The sequence below is a fragment of the Arthrobacter sp. Hiyo1 genome (genome assembly GCF_001263615.2).
GTDB lineage: Bacteria > Actinomycetota > Actinomycetes > Actinomycetales > Micrococcaceae > Arthrobacter.
On record NZ_DF952473.1, the window covers coordinates 236,098 to 255,237 of the forward strand.

General features: G+C 64.2%; 11 protein-coding genes and 5 pseudogenes. 3 read left to right on the forward strand and 13 right to left on the reverse strand.

What is annotated here, in order from left to right:
- From whiA to AHiyo1_RS16645, 11 genes and pseudogenes are all read right to left on the reverse strand, one after another.
- On the reverse strand, positions 1 to 277 hold a 277-nt coding region (gene whiA / locus AHiyo1_RS16595), incomplete at its 3' end, for a DNA-binding protein WhiA (RefSeq protein ID WP_084784549.1).
- Between the two features lie 9 nt (positions 278 to 286).
- On the reverse strand, positions 287 to 1,303 hold the full coding sequence (locus AHiyo1_RS16600) for a gluconeogenesis factor YvcK family protein (protein WP_059389284.1): 1,017 nt from the start codon (positions 1,301 to 1,303) through the stop codon (positions 287 to 289).
- Positions 1,303 to 2,225: pseudogene (gene rapZ, locus AHiyo1_RS16605) on the reverse strand (RNase adapter RapZ). Before rapZ ends, AHiyo1_RS16600 begins: the two are co-directional and overlap by 1 nt.
- Before the next feature lie 87 nt (positions 2,226 to 2,312).
- Positions 2,313 to 4,309 (reverse strand): annotated as a pseudogene (gene uvrC, locus AHiyo1_RS16610) (excinuclease ABC subunit UvrC).
- Between the two features lie 56 nt (positions 4,310 to 4,365).
- Positions 4,366 to 5,034, reverse strand: a complete 669-nt coding sequence (locus AHiyo1_RS16615; RefSeq protein WP_059389285.1) for a lysophospholipid acyltransferase family protein — start codon at positions 5,032 to 5,034, stop codon at positions 4,366 to 4,368.
- Entirely contained in the window at positions 5,021 to 5,725 is a 705-nt protein-coding gene (locus AHiyo1_RS16620; protein WP_172465618.1) for an HAD hydrolase-like protein, read from the reverse strand. Before AHiyo1_RS16620 ends, AHiyo1_RS16615 begins: the two co-directional genes overlap by 14 nt.
- A gap of 112 nt (positions 5,726 to 5,837) precedes the next feature.
- Positions 5,838 to 8,765 (reverse strand): excinuclease ABC subunit UvrA, encoded by a 2,928-nt coding sequence (gene uvrA / locus AHiyo1_RS16625; protein WP_059389287.1) that lies wholly within the window; start codon positions 8,763 to 8,765, stop codon positions 5,838 to 5,840.
- Between the two features lie 65 nt (positions 8,766 to 8,830).
- Positions 8,831 to 9,207: pseudogene (locus tag AHiyo1_RS16630) on the reverse strand (GntR family transcriptional regulator).
- A complete protein-coding gene (locus AHiyo1_RS16635) occupies positions 9,204 to 11,015 on the reverse strand; it encodes an ABC transporter ATP-binding protein (RefSeq protein ID WP_084784550.1) in 1,812 nt (603 codons plus the stop codon). The pseudogene AHiyo1_RS16630 and the gene AHiyo1_RS16635 overlap by 4 nt, the downstream one beginning before the upstream one ends.
- 88 nt (positions 11,016 to 11,103) lie before the next feature.
- The gene (locus AHiyo1_RS16640) at positions 11,104 to 12,849 is read right to left on the reverse strand and encodes an ABC transporter ATP-binding protein (RefSeq protein WP_059389288.1); all 1,746 of its coding nucleotides are present in this window, start codon (positions 12,847 to 12,849) and stop codon (positions 11,104 to 11,106) included.
- A 138-nt stretch (positions 12,850 to 12,987) separates the two neighbouring features.
- Positions 12,988 to 13,767: a trans-aconitate 2-methyltransferase gene (locus AHiyo1_RS16645; RefSeq protein WP_059389292.1), complete on the reverse strand. Its 780-nt coding sequence runs from the start codon at positions 13,765 to 13,767 to the stop codon at positions 12,988 to 12,990.
- A gap of 57 nt (positions 13,768 to 13,824) precedes the next feature.
- Here AHiyo1_RS16645 and AHiyo1_RS16650 point away from each other — a divergent pair, with 57 nt between their 5' ends.
- From AHiyo1_RS16650 to AHiyo1_RS16660, 3 genes and pseudogenes are all read left to right on the forward strand, one after another.
- A complete protein-coding gene (locus AHiyo1_RS16650) occupies positions 13,825 to 16,350 on the forward strand; it encodes a DEAD/DEAH box helicase (RefSeq protein ID WP_059389289.1) in 2,526 nt (841 codons plus the stop codon).
- A 20-nt stretch (positions 16,351 to 16,370) separates the two neighbouring features.
- A pseudogene (locus AHiyo1_RS16655) lies at positions 16,371 to 16,867 on the forward strand (GNAT family N-acetyltransferase).
- On the forward strand, positions 16,860 to 18,206 hold the full coding sequence (locus AHiyo1_RS16660) for an alpha/beta fold hydrolase (RefSeq protein WP_059389290.1): 1,347 nt from the start codon (positions 16,860 to 16,862) through the stop codon (positions 18,204 to 18,206). Before AHiyo1_RS16655 ends, AHiyo1_RS16660 begins: the two are co-directional and overlap by 8 nt.
- 16 nt (positions 18,207 to 18,222) lie before the next feature.
- Here AHiyo1_RS16660 and AHiyo1_RS28305 read toward each other — a convergent pair whose 3' ends face one another.
- Together AHiyo1_RS28305 and AHiyo1_RS28310 are read right to left on the reverse strand one after the other, a co-directional pair.
- On the reverse strand, positions 18,223 to 18,792 hold the full coding sequence (locus AHiyo1_RS28305) for an MFS transporter (RefSeq protein WP_059389291.1): 570 nt from the start codon (positions 18,790 to 18,792) through the stop codon (positions 18,223 to 18,225).
- A gap of 76 nt (positions 18,793 to 18,868) precedes the next feature.
- Positions 18,869 to 19,140 (reverse strand): annotated as a pseudogene (locus AHiyo1_RS28310) (hypothetical protein); the annotation flags it as partial.

Here is a 19,140-nt window from a genome sequence, read left to right on the forward strand (position 1 = left end):
CGCGCACTACGCGGACAACGTAGCGGCTACCCCGACGGAGTCCCCCGCCGGAGACGACGATGATCTCGCTCTGGTGCCCGTAGACTTCGGCGATCGCGGCGCGCAGCCGCCGCGCCGTTGAGGCGAGGTCAACCTCCGCCTCGATCACGATGCGGCCCGAAATGATGTGCAGCCCGCCGGCAAAACGCAGCATGGCCGAAACTTCGGCCTTGCGGACGGACGACTTCTTGATGTCCAGCCGGGAAAGTTCTTCCTTGACCGATGCGGTCAGTGCCATCGCATGTTCCTAACTATTCCCGAAGATATCGTGATACGCCGATGCCAGACGCAGCGGGTCGTGGACTGGACGGCGGCTCGACGCCCCCACTTTACCCAAGACCACCTCCGCACCGATCATCCCGGCAGCGCGTTCGAATTCCTTGAGGTCCGATATCGAGGTGGGATCGGCCAGGACAACGTCCACGCTGAACTCCGGCGCATAGTGGCGCAGGGCATCCAGGTGGTCCGCCGCGGACATCCCGGAGGTTTCCTTGGTGTCCATGGCGAGGTTCATGGTGAGGCAGCGTTTGGCGGGGGTGTCGCACAAGGCCTGGCGCATTTCCGGCAGCAGCAAATGCGGCAACACTGACGTGTACCAGGAGCCGGGACCCAGGATGATCCAGTCCGCAAGCTCGATTGCGGTCAACGCTTCGATGCAGGCGCGTGCGTCTTCCGGAAGGAGCCTGACGTTTTCGAGCGATCCGGCAACGGCGCACTTGGCCTGGCCTTTGACGATCTGGAACTCGTACCCGCCCCCGGGCAGTGGCACCCGGACGTCGCCCTCGATGTTCAGCGGCTGGGTGGACATCGGGAGGACCTGGCCGCGGGCACCCAGAAGGGCGCCTGCCCATTTCAATCCAGCCACTGCGTCGCCCAGAAGCTCCCAGAGGGTGACAATGAGCAGGTTCCCCATGGCGTGGTCGTCCAGGGAACCTTGGCGTCCGCTTGGAGTCTTGAAGCGATGCTGCATGACGTCCCGCCAGGTGCGGCCCCAATCGGTGTCGTCACACAGTGCGCTCAGCGCCATTCGAAGGTCGCCCGGCGGAAGGACGCCGTACTCTTCGCGGAGCCGCCCGGAGGATCCGCCGTCGTCGGCAACGGTGACAATCGCGGTGAGCTCGGAGGTCAGGAGCCGCAGTGCCGACAACGATGCGGAAAGCCCGTGTCCGCCGCCGAGCGCCACAACCGAGGGGCCTTTGGCGGGCTGGCTGCCCGGCGTGCCTTTCGGTGGAACCAGCGGCAGGGGTCCGGTCAGGACCCCCATTATTCGCGACCCAGATCGCGGTGGCTTGTGGTGACGGTGACCCGCGGGTATTGCGCGAGCCGTTTGGAGAGTTCGACGGCGACCGCGACCGAACGGTGCTTGCCGCCGGTGCAACCGACGGCAATGGTGGCGTAGTGCTTGTTTTCCGTCCGATAGCCGTCGAGGACGGGCTCCAAGGCGAGGACGTAACGGTCGACGAAGTCCTTCACGCCAGCGGCCCCCAGGACATAGTCGCTGACGTCGGCGTCGAGCCCTGTGTGCGGACGCAATTTCGGAACCCAGTGCGGGTTGGGGATGAAGCGAGCATCCGCCACGAAGTTGGCGTCCACGGGCAGGCCGTATTTGAAGCCGAAGCTCATGACGTTCAAGCGCAGCGCCACAGGGCCCGTGTCGGTGAAGAGTTCGGTGATGGCGGTCGCCAGGCCGTGGACGTTGTACGTGCTCGTGTCCAAGACGACGTCCGCGGATTCTTTTAGCTCTTTCAGGACGTCCCGCTCCGCCGCGATGCCGTCCAGGATCCGGCCACCGCCCTGGAGCGGATGCGGGCGGCGGCCCTGCTCAAACCGCCGCACCAGGACGTTGTCGCTGGCATCGAGGAAGAGGACGCGGAAGGTGATTCCGGTGGCGCTGAGCGCGCCGAGCGCCGTCCTGATATCGGTGAAGAGGCCCTTGCTGCGCACGTCCACGACGACGGCAAGCTTGGGGATGGACTGTGGCGCGTGCGAGACGATTTCCGCCAGCGTCCCCAGCATCTGCGGGGGAAGGTTTTCGACGACGTACCAGCATGGTCCTCCAGGGCGTCGGAGGCGGTGCTCCGGCCTGCTCCGGACATGCCGGTCACCACCAGCAGTTCCGCTTCGACAGGCTTGACGGGTACCAGACCGTCCTGCTCCGCGCCGGATCCTGCTGTTGGCTCTGACATCAAGTTTCCCCGTTTCTGAGATGGTCCAAAGTTTTTGGGATGGTCCACAAGCGGACCCCTTCAGGAGGGGTCCGCTTATTACCCTAGCTAAATTTCAAGGATTTCGCCGGTGGTCATGTTCACGGCAGGAGCGGCCTCTCCGGAGGCACCGGCCGCCGCGAGATGGCTGACGACCGCTTCCGCCAATGCCGGGCCGATCCCCTTCGCGGCCGTGAGCTCGAGGGCCGTTGCCGCCTTGATCTTCTTGAGCGAACCGAAATGCGCCACGAGCGCCTTCCGTTTGGCTTCGCCGAGACCCGGAACGCCGTCAAGCGCCGACACCGTCATGGCCTTTCCACGTTTCTGCCGGTGGAAGGTGATGGCGAAACGGTGGGCTTCGTCGCGGATGCGCTGGAGCAGATAGAGCCCCTGGGAGGTGCGGGGCAGGATCACCGGGAAGTCACTGTCCGGCAACCAGACCTCTTCGAGGCGCTTGGCGAGGCCCACGACGTAGACGTCGTCGATGCCCAGTTCCGCGAGGGCCCGGGCGGCCGCATTCACTTGGGGTTGCCCGCCGTCGACGACGACGAGGTTGGGCGGATAGGCGAATCTCGCCTTGGCACCCGTGAGGGCAGCATCCTCCGACGACGGCGATTCCCCTGTTCCGGGATTCGGAACTTCTCCGCTCTTGGGAAGCTGGGCGGATTTATCCTGCAAGTAGTGCCTGAAGCGCCTGGTGAGGACGTCGTGCATCGCAGCGGTGTCGTCGCTTGCCGCCGCACCGGTGATGGAGAACTTCCTGTAGTCGGCCTTCTTCGGGAGGCCGTCCTCCACCACCACCATGGACGCAACCACGTTGGTGCCTTGCACATGGGAAATGTCGTAGCACTCGATCCGGAGCAACGGCACGGGAAGCTCGAGCGCTTCCTGCAGTTCCTGGAGCGCCTGGGAACGGACCGTGATATCGCCGGCGCGCCGGACTTTGTGGAGCTTCAGCGCCTGCTCGGCGTTTTCGCGGACGGTGGACATGAGGGCGGCCTTGTCGCCACGCTGCGGCACCCGGATGTCCACCTTGGCGCCCCTGAGGCCGCCGAGCCATTCGAGCAGTTCGTGATGGTTGCTCGGAATCTCAGGGACGAGGACTTCGCGCGGAATACGGCCTTGGTTGTCGCTGTCCTCTCCGTAGACCTGCTGCAAGAGGTGTTCGATGAGTTCCGGAGTGGTGGCGTCTTCGACTTTTTCCACGACCCAGCCCCGCTGGCCGCGCACCCGGCCACCCCTGACGTGGAATACCTGCACGGAAGCCTCAAGGTCGTCGTCGTGCAGGGCGAAGACATCCGCGTCGGTGTCTTCGGAAAGCACGACGGCGTTGCGCTCGAACACTTTGCGGAGCGCGATGATGTCGTCCCGGAGCCGGGCCGCCCGCTCGTAGTCCAGCTCGGCGACGGCGGCGCCCATGTCCTTTTCGAGGCGGGTGACGAAGCGTTTGGCTTCGCCACCCATGAACGAGCAGAAGTCTTCGGCGATGGCCCGGTGCTCTTCGGCGGTGACGCGGCCGACGCACGGGGCCGAGCATTTGTCGATGTAGCCGAGCAAGCATGGCCGGCCGCTGGCTGGGCACGCTTCAGCACGCCGGGACTGCAGCTGCGGACCGGGAAGACGCGGAGCAAGGTGTCCATTGTTTCGCGGATGGCCCCGGCCGTGTATGGCCCGAAGTAGCGGGTGCCCTTGCGGCGCTCCCCGCGCATGACCTGTACCCGCGGGAGCTTCTCCGCCATGCTCACGGCAAGGTACGGATACGTCTTATCATCGCGGAAGACCACATTGAAGCGGGGCTTGAATTCCTTGATCCAGGTGTATTCGAGCTGGAGCGACTCAAGCTCGCTGCCCACCATGGTCCATTCAACGCTGCTGGCCGCGTGCACCATCGCGTGCGTCTTCGGCAGCAAACCCGCCGGGTTGGCAAAGTACGAGTTCAGCCGGGATCGGAGGTTCTTCGCCTTGCCCACGTAGATGACACGGCCGTGCGGATCCCGGAACCGATAGACGCCGGGGGTGGTGGGGATTTCTCCCGTCTGGGGTCGATAACTCGCTGGATCTGCCACAGATCCAGTCTAGTAAGGGAATCGCGCTCCCCCGTACGGGCCCGCTTCGCGGAGGGCTACTCCGCGGACTTGCTCTGGTTGTAGCTCGTGGAACGTTCCTGGCCGCTCAATACCGCAATGGCATCCATGATCTTGTCCGTGACTTCGCGCCTGGCCGGCAGGGAATGGTCCGGCCCGGTCTTCTCGAAGTACAGCGGCTCGCCGACCTTCATGGTGAAATGCTGTGGACGAACGGTGTTCCGGTCCACGGGCTGCAGCTTGTCCGTGCCGATGAGGCCAACCGGCACCACCGGCGCCCCAGTTGTCAGGGCAAGCCAGCCGACACCGGTCCGCCCGCGGTAGAGCAAGCCGTCGCGCGAGCGGGTCCCCTCCGGATAGATGCCGATGCCCCTGCCGTTCTCCAGGATGTCCAGGAGGGTCTTGAGGGCCTGCACGCTGGCTGCCTGCTCTCCGCGTTCCACCGGAATGGATCCAACGGCCTGGAAGAACGCCTTCATCGCGCGGCCTTTGAAGCCTTTGGTGGTGAAATACTCGGCCTTGGCAAAGAAGCCCACCGGGCGCGGCATCAAGGCTTGGACAATAACGCTGTCCAGAAAAGACAAATGGTTCGGGGCCACGATGAAGGGCCCTTCCTTGGGCACGTTCTCCAGCCCGATGACCGTGGGCCGGCAGGTGCTGGAAATCAGTCCGCGCGTGGTCCAGCGGATGACATCAAAGGCTTCCATCGTTCTGCACCTCGCTCAGGGCCGCCGCGCGGACAGCGTCAAGTTCTTCGATCTTCTTCAGCAGCTGCGCCGCGGTGTCCACGACGGCGACGGCGCCTGCCTCCTGAAGTTCGCCGTCGGGCGCAAATCCCCAACTGACCCCGATGCAGTCGAGGCCGTTGGCCATGGCCCCGGCAACATCCTGGTGGCGGTCTCCGACCATCACCGCAGGCTGGGAACGCAACGTGGCCAGAGCGGCACCAACGATTGCCACCTTACCCGGAGTTGTATTGGCGGCTATTGACTCGTCGTCCGGCGCACCGCAGATGGAGGCAAAGAAACCGGCAATGCCATGGTGCTCCAACACGATGTGGGCCAAGCCCTGGGGTTTCTGGGTGGCGACGGCAACCGGCCGCCGCGACTCCGCGAAGAACTGCAGGAGCTCACGGATTCCGGGGTAGAGCCGGCTTTGAGCGATTCCGACGGAACGATAATAGCTGCGGTACAGCCCAATGACTTCGTCGACTTTTCCTGTGGGAACCCCGGCAATGTGTTCCAGGGAATCGCTGAGCTTGGGCCCGACCATGGAGTCCAGCACGGCCTGTTCCGGGACACGGAGCCCCATTTCGCCCAGGGCCGCGGCGATACCGCCGGTTATGCCGCCTGCAGGATCGACAAGGGTGCCGTCCAGATCAAAGATTACGGGCACCATTGTTTGAGTCACCGGGTTAGTTTCTCACGAGTTGAGGCATGCCTGAAACTCACATGCCGGCCAGGGAATACTTCGACCACTGCCGAAAAATTCCCCGGCCGTTCACGCAGGGCTAACCGAGAATCTCCGCCAGGAAGGTTGCGGTATGGCTTTCCGTGGACTTGGCAACCTGTTCGGGCGTGCCCGTTGCCACGATCCGCCCGCCGCCTGAACCGCCATTGGGGCCAAGGTCCACAATCCAGTCAGCGGACTTGATGACGTCGAGGTTGTGCTCAATGGTGATGACCGTATTGCCCTTGTCCACCAAACCCTGCAGCACCATGAGCAACTTCCGGATGTCCTCGAAGTGGAGGCCCGTTGTGGGCTCGTCCAAGACGTAGACGCTCCGTCCATTCGAACGCTTCTGCAGTTCCGAGGCCAGCTTCACGCGCTGCGCCTCGCCGCCGGAAAGCGTGGTGGCCGGCTGCCCGAGCCGGACATAACCTAGGCCGACGTCGACGAGGGTGTTCAAATGCCGGGCAATGGGGGTGAAAGCGGCAAAGAACTCGGCACCCTCCTCGATGGGCATGTTGAGGACGTCCGCGATGGTCTTGCCCTTGTAATGGACCTCCAGGGTCTCGCGGTTGTACCGGGCACCGTGGCACACCTCGCAGGGAACATAGACGTCCGGCAGGAAGTTCATCTCGATCTTCAGGGTGCCGTCACCGGAGCACGCCTCGCAGCGGCCGCCCTTGACGTTGAAGGAGAACCGTCCAGGCTGGTATCCACGGACCTTGGCTTCGGTGGTTTCCGCGAAAAGCTTCCGGATGTTGTCGAAGACGCCCGTGTACGTGGCAGGGTTGGAGCGCGGGGTCCGCCCGATGGGGCTCTGGTCCACGTGCACCACTTTGTCGAGGTGCTCAAGGCCCGCCACGGAGCGATGCCGGCCGGCGACCTGCTTGGCACCGTTGAGCTTGTTGGCAAGGACCTTGTAAAGGATCTCGTTCACCAGGGTGGACTTCCCCGAGCCACTGACGCCAGTGACTGCCGTGAAGAGGCCCAGCGGGAACGTTGCGTCAACGTTGTTCAGGTTGTTTTCGCGTGCGCCGATGACCTTGAGCTCGCGCTTCTTGTCATACTTGCGCCGCTTGGCCGGGATGTCGATCTTGCGCCGGCCGGACAAGTAGTCGCCGGTCAGCGAGTCCGTGTTTTCCAGGAGCTCCTTGTAGGAACCGGAGTGCACCACCTGGCCACCGTGCTCACCGGCGCCGGGTCCAATATCCACAACCCAGTCGGCCTCGTGAATCGTGTCCTCGTCGTGCTCGACCACAATCAGTGTGTTGCCGAGATCGCGCAATCGGGTGAGCGTCTCGATCAGGCGGCGGTTGTCCTTCTGGTGCAGCCCGATGGACGGCTCGTCCAGGACATACAGGACGCCCACCAGGCCGGAGCCGATCTGCGTGGCGAGCCGGATACGCTGGGCTTCGCCACCGGACAAGGTCCCGGACGGCCGTTCGAGATTCAGGTATTCGAGCCCGACGTCCAAGAGGAATGTCAGGCGCGCCTGGATCTCCTTGAGAACCTGGTGGGCGATCTGGGCCTCGCGGTCGGTGAGCGTGAGGCTACCGAGGAAATCCGCGCAATCACGCATCGGAAGGGCCGCAACTTCGGCGATGGACTTGCCGTTGATCAGCACGGACAGCGACGCCGGATTGAGCCGCGCACCGTTGCATGCGGGGCAAGGAACCTGCCGCATGTACTCTTCGTAGCGGTCGCGGGCCCAGTCGGAATCCGTTTCGCCGTGCTTGCGGTGAACGTACTGGATGGCGCCTTCGAAGCCGGTGCTGTACTTGCGCTCCCGGCCGAACCTGTTGCGGTACTGGACGACTACTTTGTGGTCCTTGCCGTGTAGCACCGTCTGCCGGACTTCCTGCGGCAGCTTCTCCCACGGGGTGTCCATGGAGAACTCGAGCTCCAGGGCCAGGCCTTCGAGGAGCCGGTTCCAGTACTCCGTGGTGGCAGTACCCAGCGACCAAGGTGCGATGGCACCCTGGTTCAAGGAAAGTTCCGGATTGGGGACAACCAACTCTTCGTCGACCTCGAGCTTGGTGCCGATACCGCTGCAGGCCGAACATGCGCCGAAGGGGTTGTTGAACGAGAAGGAGCGTGGCTCGATCTCGTCGATGGCCAGCGGGTGCTCATTGGGGCAGGCAAGGTTTTCGGAGAAGGCCCGGATCCGGGCTGGGTCTTCGGCGTCGAGATCCACGAACTCGACCAGTACCCGGCCTTCCGCAAGCCGGAGCGCGGTTTCGATCGAGTCGGTCAGCCGCTGGCTGATCCCTTCCTTGACAACGAGCCGGTCCACGACCACTTCAATGGAGTGCTTGAATTGCTTGCCGAGCTTGGGCGGATCGCTCAGCTGGACGAGATCTCCGTCCACCCGGGCGCGTGAGTATCCCTTGGCCGTGAGCTCTTTGAAGAGCTCGACGAATTCGCCCTTGCGTCCGCGGACCACAGGGGCAAGAATCTGGAATCGGGTGCCGGATTCGAGTTCCAGCAACTGGTCGACGATCTGCTGCGGCGTCTGGCGCGTGATCGGCTCGTGGCACACGGGGCAATGCGGCCGGCCGACACGTGCCCAGAGAAGGCGCATGTAGTCGTAGATCTCGGTGATGGTGCCCACTGTGGAGCGCGGGTTCTTGCTCGTCGACTTCTGGTCGATGGACACTGCCGGCGAAAGGCCCTCGATGAAATCCACGTCCGGCTTGTCCACTTGGCCCAGGAACTGGCGGGCATATGCCGACAATGACTCCACGTACCGGCGCTGGCCCTCCGCGAAGATAGTGTCGAAAGCCAAGGACGACTTGCCTGAACCTGACAAGCCCGTGAAAACGATCATTGCGTCACGGGGAAGATCGAGATCGACGTTGCGGAGGTTGTGTTCACGCGCTCCCTTGACCACGAGCCGGGACAGGTCATGTCTTACGGGCGTGGCAGCTTGCTGCTCGGAAACACTTGCGAAGGATTCGACGGCGGGGACTTCAGCTACGGCTTTAGGCACCCACTAATGCTAATCGAAAACTTCTTCGAATTTCCATGTGGCTTCCCACAGCCTACCGACGGGTATCAATCGGCGTCGTAGGCAGCCGCCAGAAGCTGCACCGCCTCCGCGAAACTGGCGCCCTGCGCTTTGGCCGCAGCCGAGTAGCTCGCAGCCACGGCTGCCAACGCGCTCCAGCGGTCATCCCGGGCGCACACAACTGTTCCGTTGCGGCCACGGGTGGCCACTACTCCAGCAGCTTCAAGTTCTTTATAGGCCCGGGCACCGTGTGGGGGGCGACATCCAATTGTTCGGCCAAGCTGCGCACCGCGGGGAGCTTGGTACCGACAGCCAGGATGCCGCCGTCGGCCAACTCGATGACGCGGAGCCGAAGCTGTTCGTACAGCGCGACGGTACTGGACTGATTGGGACGCCACGAACCGGGAAACTCAAGCGGGCTCATGATGCTTCCCTCTCTCCTTGCCCGGCGCGGTGCTTCGCGGACCTCACCGGCATCGCGGCGAGTTCGCCGCCTCCGGCGGCAAACTGCGCTTCATGCAAGTGGGCGTAGTGCCCGCCAAGCGCCAACAGCGAATGATGCGTGCCGTGTTCAACGATCCGTCCGTGGTCCATGACGAGAATTAGATCAGCGTCGCGGATAGTGGACAAGCGGTGCGCAATGACGAATGACGTCTTGTTGCTCCGGAGCCGGTGCATCGCTTGGCGGATAAGGACTTCGGTGCGGGTATCCACCGAACTTGTCGCCTCGTCCAGGATCAGGATGGGGCGGCCCGAGAGCCGTGCGCGCGCGATGCTCAGCAATTGCCTCTGGCCCTGGCTGAGGGGTTCGCCTCCGTTGCTGAGCATGGTTGAGTACCCGTTGGGCAGCGAGCGGACAAAGTGGTCGACGTGGCTCGCCTCGGCTGCGGCCACGATCTCGGCCTCGCTGGCGCCCGGAAAGCCATACTCGATGTTCTCCCGGATGGTGCCGGTGAAAATCCACGGATCCTGGAGAACGACGCCGAAATTCCGGCGGAGTGCGTCGCGTCCCATGCCCGCGATGTCAACGCCGTCGATGGTGATCCGTCCGGAGCCGAGTTCGTGGAAACGCATGAGGAGGCTGACCAGTGTGGTCTTCCCGGCTCCGGTGTGCCCGACAATCGCAACTGTCTGTCCCGGTTCCACCTGGAAGGACAGGTCCTCGATGAGGGGCGCATCCGGCCGGTAGCTGAAGGAGATGTGTTCGAAGGCAACGCGTCCCGAAGGGGCATCAAACTGCGCGTCAAACCGCGACTCAAGGCCCGGACCGGAGTCGGCGCGCGCATCTGCGCCCTGTTCCGCACGTTCCCCTGTCAGTTCGGCGGCGTCCAGCAGCTCGAAGACCCTGCTGGCGGAAACCGCGCATGATTGCAGGACCTGGGCCAATCCGCCGATCTGGCCCAGCGGCTGGCTGAAGAGGCGGTTGAATTGGATGAACGCTTGAATGCCCCCGATACTCATCGCCCCGGCGAGGAACTGCAGGGCACCGACAATGGCAACCCCCACGTAGCTGGCGTTGGACACGAAAGCCATGAGGGGCACCAGCAACCCTGAAGCGAACTGTGCCTTGGAACTGGCCGCGTAAAGCCCGTCGTTGTGATCAGCGAAGCGGACCGCCATCGATGACTGGGCGTTGAAAAGCTTGATGGTCTCGTGACCCGTGGCTGTCTCCTCCACAAGCGAGTTCACGTCGCTCGTGGCTTCCCACTGCCGGACGAAGTATTTCTGCGAGCGTCGGGTCACGATAATCGACGCCAGCGCCGAAACCGGAACGGCCAGCAGGGACACGACGGCGAGGAGCGGCGAAAGCAGCAGCATCATCACGAGCGAGCCGATGACCATCAGTGTTGAGGTCAGGAGCTGGGAGAGGAGCTGGTTGAGCGTCTGCGACACGTTGTCGAGGTCGTTCGTCGCGCGGCTCAGCACGTCGCCCCGGGAGCGGCCGTCGTAGTAGGCCACGGGAAGGCGATGCAGTTTCCCTTCCACGGCTTCGCGGAGGTCGTGTGCGAGGCGCTGGACGGCGAGGGCGTTGAGGCGGCCCTGCGCCCAGCTAAGCAGCGACGTGACGCAATACATGCCTGCGGCCAGGAGCAAGAGGAAGACGAAGCGCCCGGCGTCGAACTGCGCGCCGAACACGGCGGCGGCGATGACGTCGGTAGCGTCACCGAGTATTTTGGGTGCGGCGACATTGAGCGTGACAAAGCCGCAGATGCACAGGATCGCGGCGGTCATGATTCCCCGGGAGGCTTCATCAAGCCCACCAGGCGGAGGAGCGACCGCGACGGTTTCGCTGGAATGGCGAGGTGTTCGCCTTCGCTGCTCACGCGGCGTCGTCCGTTTCCAGCTGGGACGCTACGATTTCCCGGTAAGTTTCCGAGGACTCGAGAAGTTCGGCATGGGTTCCTTGTGCCACCAGGCGGCCCTCGTCGATGAGCAGTATCTGGTCCGCCGACACCACGGTGTTGATGCGCTGGGCGACAATGATGACGGTCGCCCCCCGGAGTTCCGGTTCAAGCGCGGCCCGGAGCTTTGCTTCCGTCACCGTGTCCAACGCAGAGAAGCTGTCGTCAAACAAATAGACGGATGCAGGGCGCAGAATGGCGCGGGCTATGCATAAGCGCTGCCGCTGGCCGCCGGACAGACCGGCGCCGCCCTGGGACAACATGGTCTCCAGTCCTTGCGGCAACTCGTTCACGAAATCCGCGGCCTGGGCCGTCTCGAGGGCATGCCACAATTGCGAATCTGTCGCGGAAGGCAAGGAAATCCGCAGGTTCTCGGCGATGGTTCCGCGGAACAGCCAACTCTCCTGGGGCACGACGCCGAGCTGGTTGCGCAAGGCATTGAGCGGAACGGCCGCGATGTCCCGGCCGTCGAGCGAGATACTTCCACTGCTCACCTCAAGCAGCCTCGGCACAAGGCTGACGATGGTCGACTTGCCGCTTCCCGTGGAGCCGATGACCGCCGTCGTGCTTCCCGGGGCCGCGTGGAATGTGATGCTTTCCACTACTGGTGTTTCGGCTCCCGGGTAGGCGAAAACGACATTGTCGAAGCGCAGGCCTTCAGCCCGCGAGGGGCGTGCCACCATCCCGCCGGCAGTGTTTCCCGGCTGCGTGATTTCTGATTCCGTGTTGAGCACTTCGGTGACGCGTTCAGCGCTGACAGCCGCCCGGGGGGCCGTGCTCAACACGTACATTGCCATCATGATCGCGAGGAGGATCTGCATGATGTAGGCGATGAACGCCGTGAGCGCACCCAGCTCCATGTCTCCCGCGATGATGCGGTGCCCGCCTAGCCAGACCACGCCCGCGGATGAAAGATTGACCACGGTCATGACGAGGGGAAGCATGGCCGCGACAATCCTGGCCGAACGGAGATTGTTCCTTGTCAGTGCGTCGTTGGCGGCCTCGAACCGTTTCATCTCGAACGGCTGGCGGACGAACGCACGAATGACCGCGGTCCCCAGGATCTGTTCCCGGAGGACGCTATTGATCCGGTCCACCAAGCCTTGGCCCTCGCGGTACAGCGGGACGAGCTTGCGGACAATCAACAGCATGATGGCGAGCAACACGGGAACGATGGCGAAAACGATCCAAGACAGGGCAACGTCCTGTTCGACCGCCAGGATCACGCCTCCGATGCCCATGACGGGCGCCGCCACCAGCATGCTGAAAACCAGGACCGTGATGTTCTGCAGCTGCAGGACATCATTCGTCGTCCTGACCACGAGGCTGGCCGGTCCGAAGGCTGCGACGTCCTGGTCGGGCAGGGAATGAATCTTGTCGAAGAGTTCCTGCCGCAGCCCGCGGCCGACCTTCATGGCGACAATCGCTCCGAGGTAGCCGGCGAGCACCGCGGCGAGCACCTGGATCACCGTGAGGACCAGCATCCAGGTACCCAGGCGCAGGATGACCTCGCTGTTCCCGGCGACCAGGCCGTCGTCGACGATCTTCGCGTTGAAGGTGGGCAGGAGGAGTGTGGCGCCGGTCTGGACGAGCTGCAGGAGAACGATGGCCAGCACGTGGGGCTTGTAGGGGGCGAGGCGCTGCAACAGCAAGGATGCCAGCACACTGCCTCCAATCGTTGGCCTCCGGAGCAGCGGATTCCACACGATGCCACCCCGAGATCGCGTTGCCATTGTAGTTCAGAACACAGTGCGAAACCTTGTAAACGCGGCACTTCCGGCGTCCTTTGGACGCGGGCCCGCTCAGCCTCGTTTTTGTGCCACCGCAAAAACCCTGCGGAAGGCAAACACTGTTCCGTGCCGGCCCCGCGGATAGGCCTCGCGGAGCGCGGCTGCGTAATGGTTTTCGAACTCGCGTGCTTCGTCTTCGGGAAGCCCTGCGAGCACTGGACGCAGGCCGGTCCCGCGCACCCACTCCAGTACCGGATCGGCTCCCGGCAGGAGTTGCTGGTAGGTGGTTTCCCAGGCGTCGGCGTCGCATCCGGCGTCGAGCATGATCCGCAGGTAGTCGGCCGGTTCGCCCACGGCGTCGTCATGGCGGAGCACGCCGGACAGCCTTCCGGACCATTCCGGCGAAGCGGCCAGTTCGCGCATGAGCACGTGGGACGGCGCACTGAAGTTTCCGGGGACCTGGAGCGCAAACCACGCACCAGGTCTCAGCGCTTCCAACCACGCGGAGAGCATCGTCAAGTGGCCCGGCACCCATTGCAGCGCCGCGTTGCTGACCACGACGTCGGTGTCCGCTTCCGGTGCCCATCCGGCAATGTCTGCCTGCACGAACGAAAGGCCCAGTTGCGCGGCAGCGAGGACTTGGGCTTTTGCCAGCATTTCGGCTGAGGAGTCCAGCCCGACGACGGCGGCGCCCTGCCATCGCGTCGCGAGGGTCGCCGTCAAGTTCCCCGGACCGCAGCCCAGATCCACGACGTGCCGGGGGTCCTCCGCCAGAATCCTCGACGTCAGGTCAAAAAACGGCCGGTCGCGGTGATTGCCGAACTCGATGTACTTGGCTGGATCCCACTTCACTGCATCCTCCATGGTCGGTCCCCGTGGTCTGCTCCACCCACACTAAGCTGGAAGGCAATGAAACTTCTTGAGCAGCTCCCCGACGGCGGACGCGTTGACCCGGACGAAATCTACACACGCTTCGTCGCCTGGACGGAGAGCCGCGGACTTCAGCTCTACCCCGCCCAGGACGAGGCCATCATGGAACTCGCGTCGGGCGCCAATGTCATCCTGGCAACCCCCACCGGTTCCGGAAAATCCCTCGTGGCGATCGCCGGGCACTTCGAGGCGATGTCCCGCGGCTTGCGCAGCTACTACACCGCCCCCATCAAGGCCTTGGTCTCGGAAAAGTTCTTCGCGCTTTGCGACATTTTCGGAGCAGAGAACGTCGGCATGATCACCGGAGATTCGGGAGTCAACCAGGATGCGCCGATCATCTGCTGCACCGCCGAAATCCTCGCCAACATCGCTTTGCGCGAAGGCAAGGAAGCCGAGCTCGGCACAGTCATCATGGACGAATTCCACTTCTACTCCGATCCCCAGCGCGGTTGGGCTTGGCAGGTGCCGCTCCTGGAGCTCCCCCAGGCCCAGTTCCTGCTGATGTCGGCCACCCTGGGAGACGTCAGCCGCTTCGAAGCCGGCCTGAGCGAACTCACCGGGCGGTCCACTACCACCGTGAGTTCGGCCGAACGGCCCATCCCGCTGCACTATTACTTCCAGGAAACACCGGTCCACGAAACCCTCGAAGAACTGCTCAGCACCAAGCAGGTTCCCGTTTACGTGGTGCATTTCAGCCAGGTGGAGGCCATCGAGCGGGCCCAGAACCTCATGAGCGTCAACATGTGCTCCCGCGAGGAGAAGGACAAGATTGCCGAGCTGATCGCGGGATTCCGGTTCGCCGCCGGCTTCGGCAAGACCCTGAACCGGCTGGTCCGCCATGGGATCGGCGTCCATCACGCCGGCATGCTGCCCAAGTACCGCCGCCTCGTTGAGCAGCTGGCACAAGCAGGACTCCTGAAGGTCATCTGCGGCACCGACACCCTCGGCGTCGGGATCAACGTTCCCATCCGCACAGTCCTCCTGACGGCGCTCAGCAAATACGACGGCGTCCGCACCCGCCTGCTGAACTCCCGGGAGTTCCACCAGATCGCGGGCCGCGCCGGCCGGGCGGGCTACGACACGGCCGGTACGGTGGTCGTGCAGGCTCCCGAACACGTCGTGGAGAACGCGAAGGCGATGGCGAAAGCCACCGCGAAGTTCGGCGACGACCAGAAGAAACTGCGGCAAGTGGTTCGGAAGAAGCCACCGGAAGGCTTCGTCTCCTGGGGCCAGCCCACCTTCACCCGTTTGGTGGAGTCCGTGCCGGACCCGTTGACCTCGAGTTTCACTGTGACGCATGCGATGCTGCTCAACCTGATGGAGCGCCCCGGCGACCCGTTCGCCGCTGCCCGCCGTCTCCTCACTGAGAACCACGAGGCACGGCCCGCCCAACTGCAGCTCATGAAGAAGGCCCTGAGCATCTACCGCGAGCTGTTGGCAGCCGGAGTGGTTGAACGCATTCCCGCGGCCGAGCAGGAGAAAGAAGGACGATCCGTCCGGCTGACCGTTCACCTGCAAGCCAACTTTGCCCTGAACCAGCCGCTTTCACCGTTTGCGCTTGCCGCGCTCGAGCTCCTCGATCCGGAGTCGCCGTCGTACGCCTTGGACGTCGTGTCCGTGATCGAAGCGACCCTCGAGAAGCCCCGGCAGATCCTCTCTGCGCAGCAGAAGAAGGCACGCGGCGAGGCCGTCGCCGCGATGAAGGCCGACGGCATCGATTACGACCAGCGCATGGCGATGCTTGAAGAGGTCAGCTACCCGCAGCCCCTCGCGGAGATCCTGGGCGAAGCGTTCGAGGTGTACCGCAAGGCCGCACCCTGGGTGGGCGACTTTGAGCTGGCTCCGAAGTCGGTGGTCCGCGACATGTATGAGCGCGCCATGAATTTCGGTGAGTTCGTGCAGTTCTATGGGCTGGCCCGCTCCGAGGGAATCGTGCTGCGGTATTTGGCCGACGGCTTCAAGGCCCTGCGCCAGACGGTCCCGCAGGACGTGCTCCGCGAAGACCTCGAGGACCTCATCGCCTGGCTGGGTGAACTGGTCCGCCAAGTCGACTCCAGCCTGCTCGACGAGTGGGAAGAGCTCACCTCCGGGGTGGCTCCGACGCCGCACGACGCTCCACCTCCCCCGCCGCCGTCGCTCACGTCCAACATCCGCGCCTTCCGGGTCATGGTCCGCAACGAAATGTTCCGGCGCGTTGAGTTGTTCGCGGACGAGGATGCGGCTGCCTTGGGCGAGCTCGACGTCGGCAGCGGCTGGGATGCGGAGCGCTGGGAAGACGCTTTGGACGACTACTTCGACGAGCACGACGACATCGGAACCGGCCCCGATGCCCGCGGCCCGGGACTCCTCATGATCACGGAGGAACCAGGCATCTGGCGGGTGCGGCAGATTTTCGATGACCCGGCCCGCAACCATGACTGGGGCGTTTCCGCCGAAGTGGACCTGGCAGCCTCGGACGAGAGCGGCACCGCCGTGGTCAGGGTGACCTCGGTCAACCGCCTGTAGGCGCCTAGTAAGCTCGAATCATGAGTGTTGTCCGCCCAGCCACAGTGTCCGACGTCCCCGCGATCCTGCAGATGATCCATGAGCTTGCCGTCTATGAAAAAGAGCCCGACGCATGAAGAACACGCCGGAAATGCTCACCGAGGCCTTGTTCGGCGAGAATCCACGGGTGTACGCGCACATGGCGGAAAACGCGGCAGGAGACGTCCAGGGATTCGCTTTGTGGTTCCTGAACTACTCCACGTGGGAAGGCGTCCACGGCATCTATCTCGAGGACCTCTACGTCACGCCCGATGCCCGGGGCGAAGGCCACGGGAAGGCGCTCCTGCAGCACCTGGCCGCCACCGCCGTCGAACGCGGTTATGCACGGGTGGAATGGAGTGTCCTGGACTGGAACGAACCGTCCATCAACTTCTACCGCGGCCTCGGAGCGGTGCCCATGGACGGCTGGTCGACCTTCCGGCTGACCGGCGAAGCGCTGGGTGCCTTCGGCAGCGACAAGGTCATGGCTCGTGGCTGAGCGCGTGGTTGAGGGCGTGGCGCACACCATCCGGGCACGTCACGAATTCCGGGGCGTCCGCACCACCGAACACTTCTTCGCGGTCCCCCTCGACCATTGGGCGTCCGCAGGTGTGGAAGCCGACAGCACCGCGGAAACGATCACAGTCTTCGCGCGGGAGTTCGTCTCCGCCGAGCACTCGGAGGAGGACACAGCCCGGCTACCGTGGTTGCTCTACCTCCAGGGCGGGCCCGGCGGACGCGGAACCCGGACCACCTCCCTGTCCGGCTGGATGAAGGCTGCCGCGAGGAGTTTCCGCATCCTGATGCTGGATCAACGCGGCACGGGCCTGTCCACGCCGGCGGACCGAAATACCTTGCCGCTCCGGGGCGATGCCGCCGCACAGGCAGACTACCTCACGCATTTCCGGGCGGATTCGATCGTGGCCGACGCCGAACTCATCCGCAAGACCCTCGGTTCGGAACCCTGGACCGTCCTGGGCCAGAGCTTCGGCGGTTTCTGCGCGCTGACCTACTTGTCCTTCGCGCCGGAAGGTTTGAGCGAAGTGCTCATCACGGGAGGTCTGGCGCCGCTGGAAGGTCCGGCCGAACGCGTCTACAAGGCGACTTTCCAACGGGTCGCGGAACGCAACGCGGAATACTTCGGGTGGTACCCGGAGGACCGCAAGCGGGTCACCCGGATCGCGCGGCATCTGGAATCGACGGACGAGCGGCTGCCCAGCGGAGAACGCCTCACCACGGAACGCTTCCAAATGGTGGGATCGTTCCTGGGCGGGAACGCCCGCGTGGATGCCCTGCACACCCTCCTGGAGGACGCCTTCGTGCCGTCTCCGGCGGGCGAACGCCTCTCCGACGCCTTTCTGGAACAGGTCTACGGCCTCGTTTCCCGGGCATCGAATCCCCTGTACGCGGTCTTGCACGAGTCCATCTACGGACAGGGGCAGGCGACCGGCTGGGCGGCGTGGCGGGTGAGCGGGGAGTTCCCCGAGTTCCATCCCGACGCCGCGGAGCCGCTCCTTACGGGCGAAATGGTCTACCCCTGGTACTTCGAACAGGATCCAGCGCTCGTGCCCCTGCAGGAAGTGGCTGCGCTGTTGGCCGGCAAACAAGACTGGAAACCGCTCTACGATGTGTCCCGGCTGAAGGCGAATACTGTGCCGGTCGCGGCAGCTGTCTACCGCGACGACATCTATGTGGACTTCCAGCTATCCATGGAAACCGCGGCCGCCGTCCGCGGACTGCAGGCCTGGACCACAGGGGATTTCCATCACGATGGCATCGGCGAAGACGGGGAAGGAATCTTCAACCGGCTCCTGGGGATGGTGCGCGGCAAGAACTGAGGTTCTGCTGTTCAGCTCAGCCCGCCGGCCGTACTGCCGGACGCTTCACCGAAGCCGCGACGACGGCCAGCACGACGACGGCCACGGCACCGGAAGCCATGTTCAGACCCTCGTAGCCCACCCAGCCCAGCACGAGCCCGGAGAAGCCTCCGCCCAAGGCACCGGCAGCCCCCATGAGTGTGTCTGAGACTCCCTGGACGATGACGCGTTGCTGCCGCTCGACGCTCTCGGCCAACAGGGTGGATCCTGAAATCGTCGCGGCCGACCACCCTAGGCCGAGCACCACGAGCCCCACCGTGACCAGGGCCGGGTCCTGCTGCCCGAAGCCGGCCACGGCGACAGCCACCGCCAGCAGCACGAAGCCCAGCACGATCGTCTGGATCCGGCCCGCCCTGTCCGTCAGCCACCCCATCAGCGGCGACAAAGCGAACATGCCGGCGATGTGGAGGGAAATCGTAAATCCAATGATCACCAGGGCGTCGGTACCCATGGCGTGGCCGCCCTCGTGACCCACATGGCCCCCAACCGGCCCGGTGGAGACGAGCTCCTGCAGGTGCAACGGCGTCATCGACATGACCGCCACCATGATTCCATGCGCCGCAACCACCGCAGTCAGGGCCAGCTTGCGCGCGGAGACGCCCGCACGGCCTGGAATCCGGCAGTCAATGAACGACGTCGGGGTCCTCCTGCTTCGGCACGGGCGCCAGCGCTTCCGCCGTCGTCGTGCGTCCCCTCGGCCAGGCGCCTTGCCAGCAACAGCGGTCGGGGCGCAGTGCGGCCATCAGTAACACCGCGGCCAGAAGGAGGCCGGCAACGGAGAAGACGAATGGCCCGGAGATTGCGGGCAGGCCCAGAGCTTCGCCCACCGCAGCGCCAGGTTGGATGAGGTTCGGACCGGCCACGGCGCCGATGGTGATTGCCCAGACGACGGTTG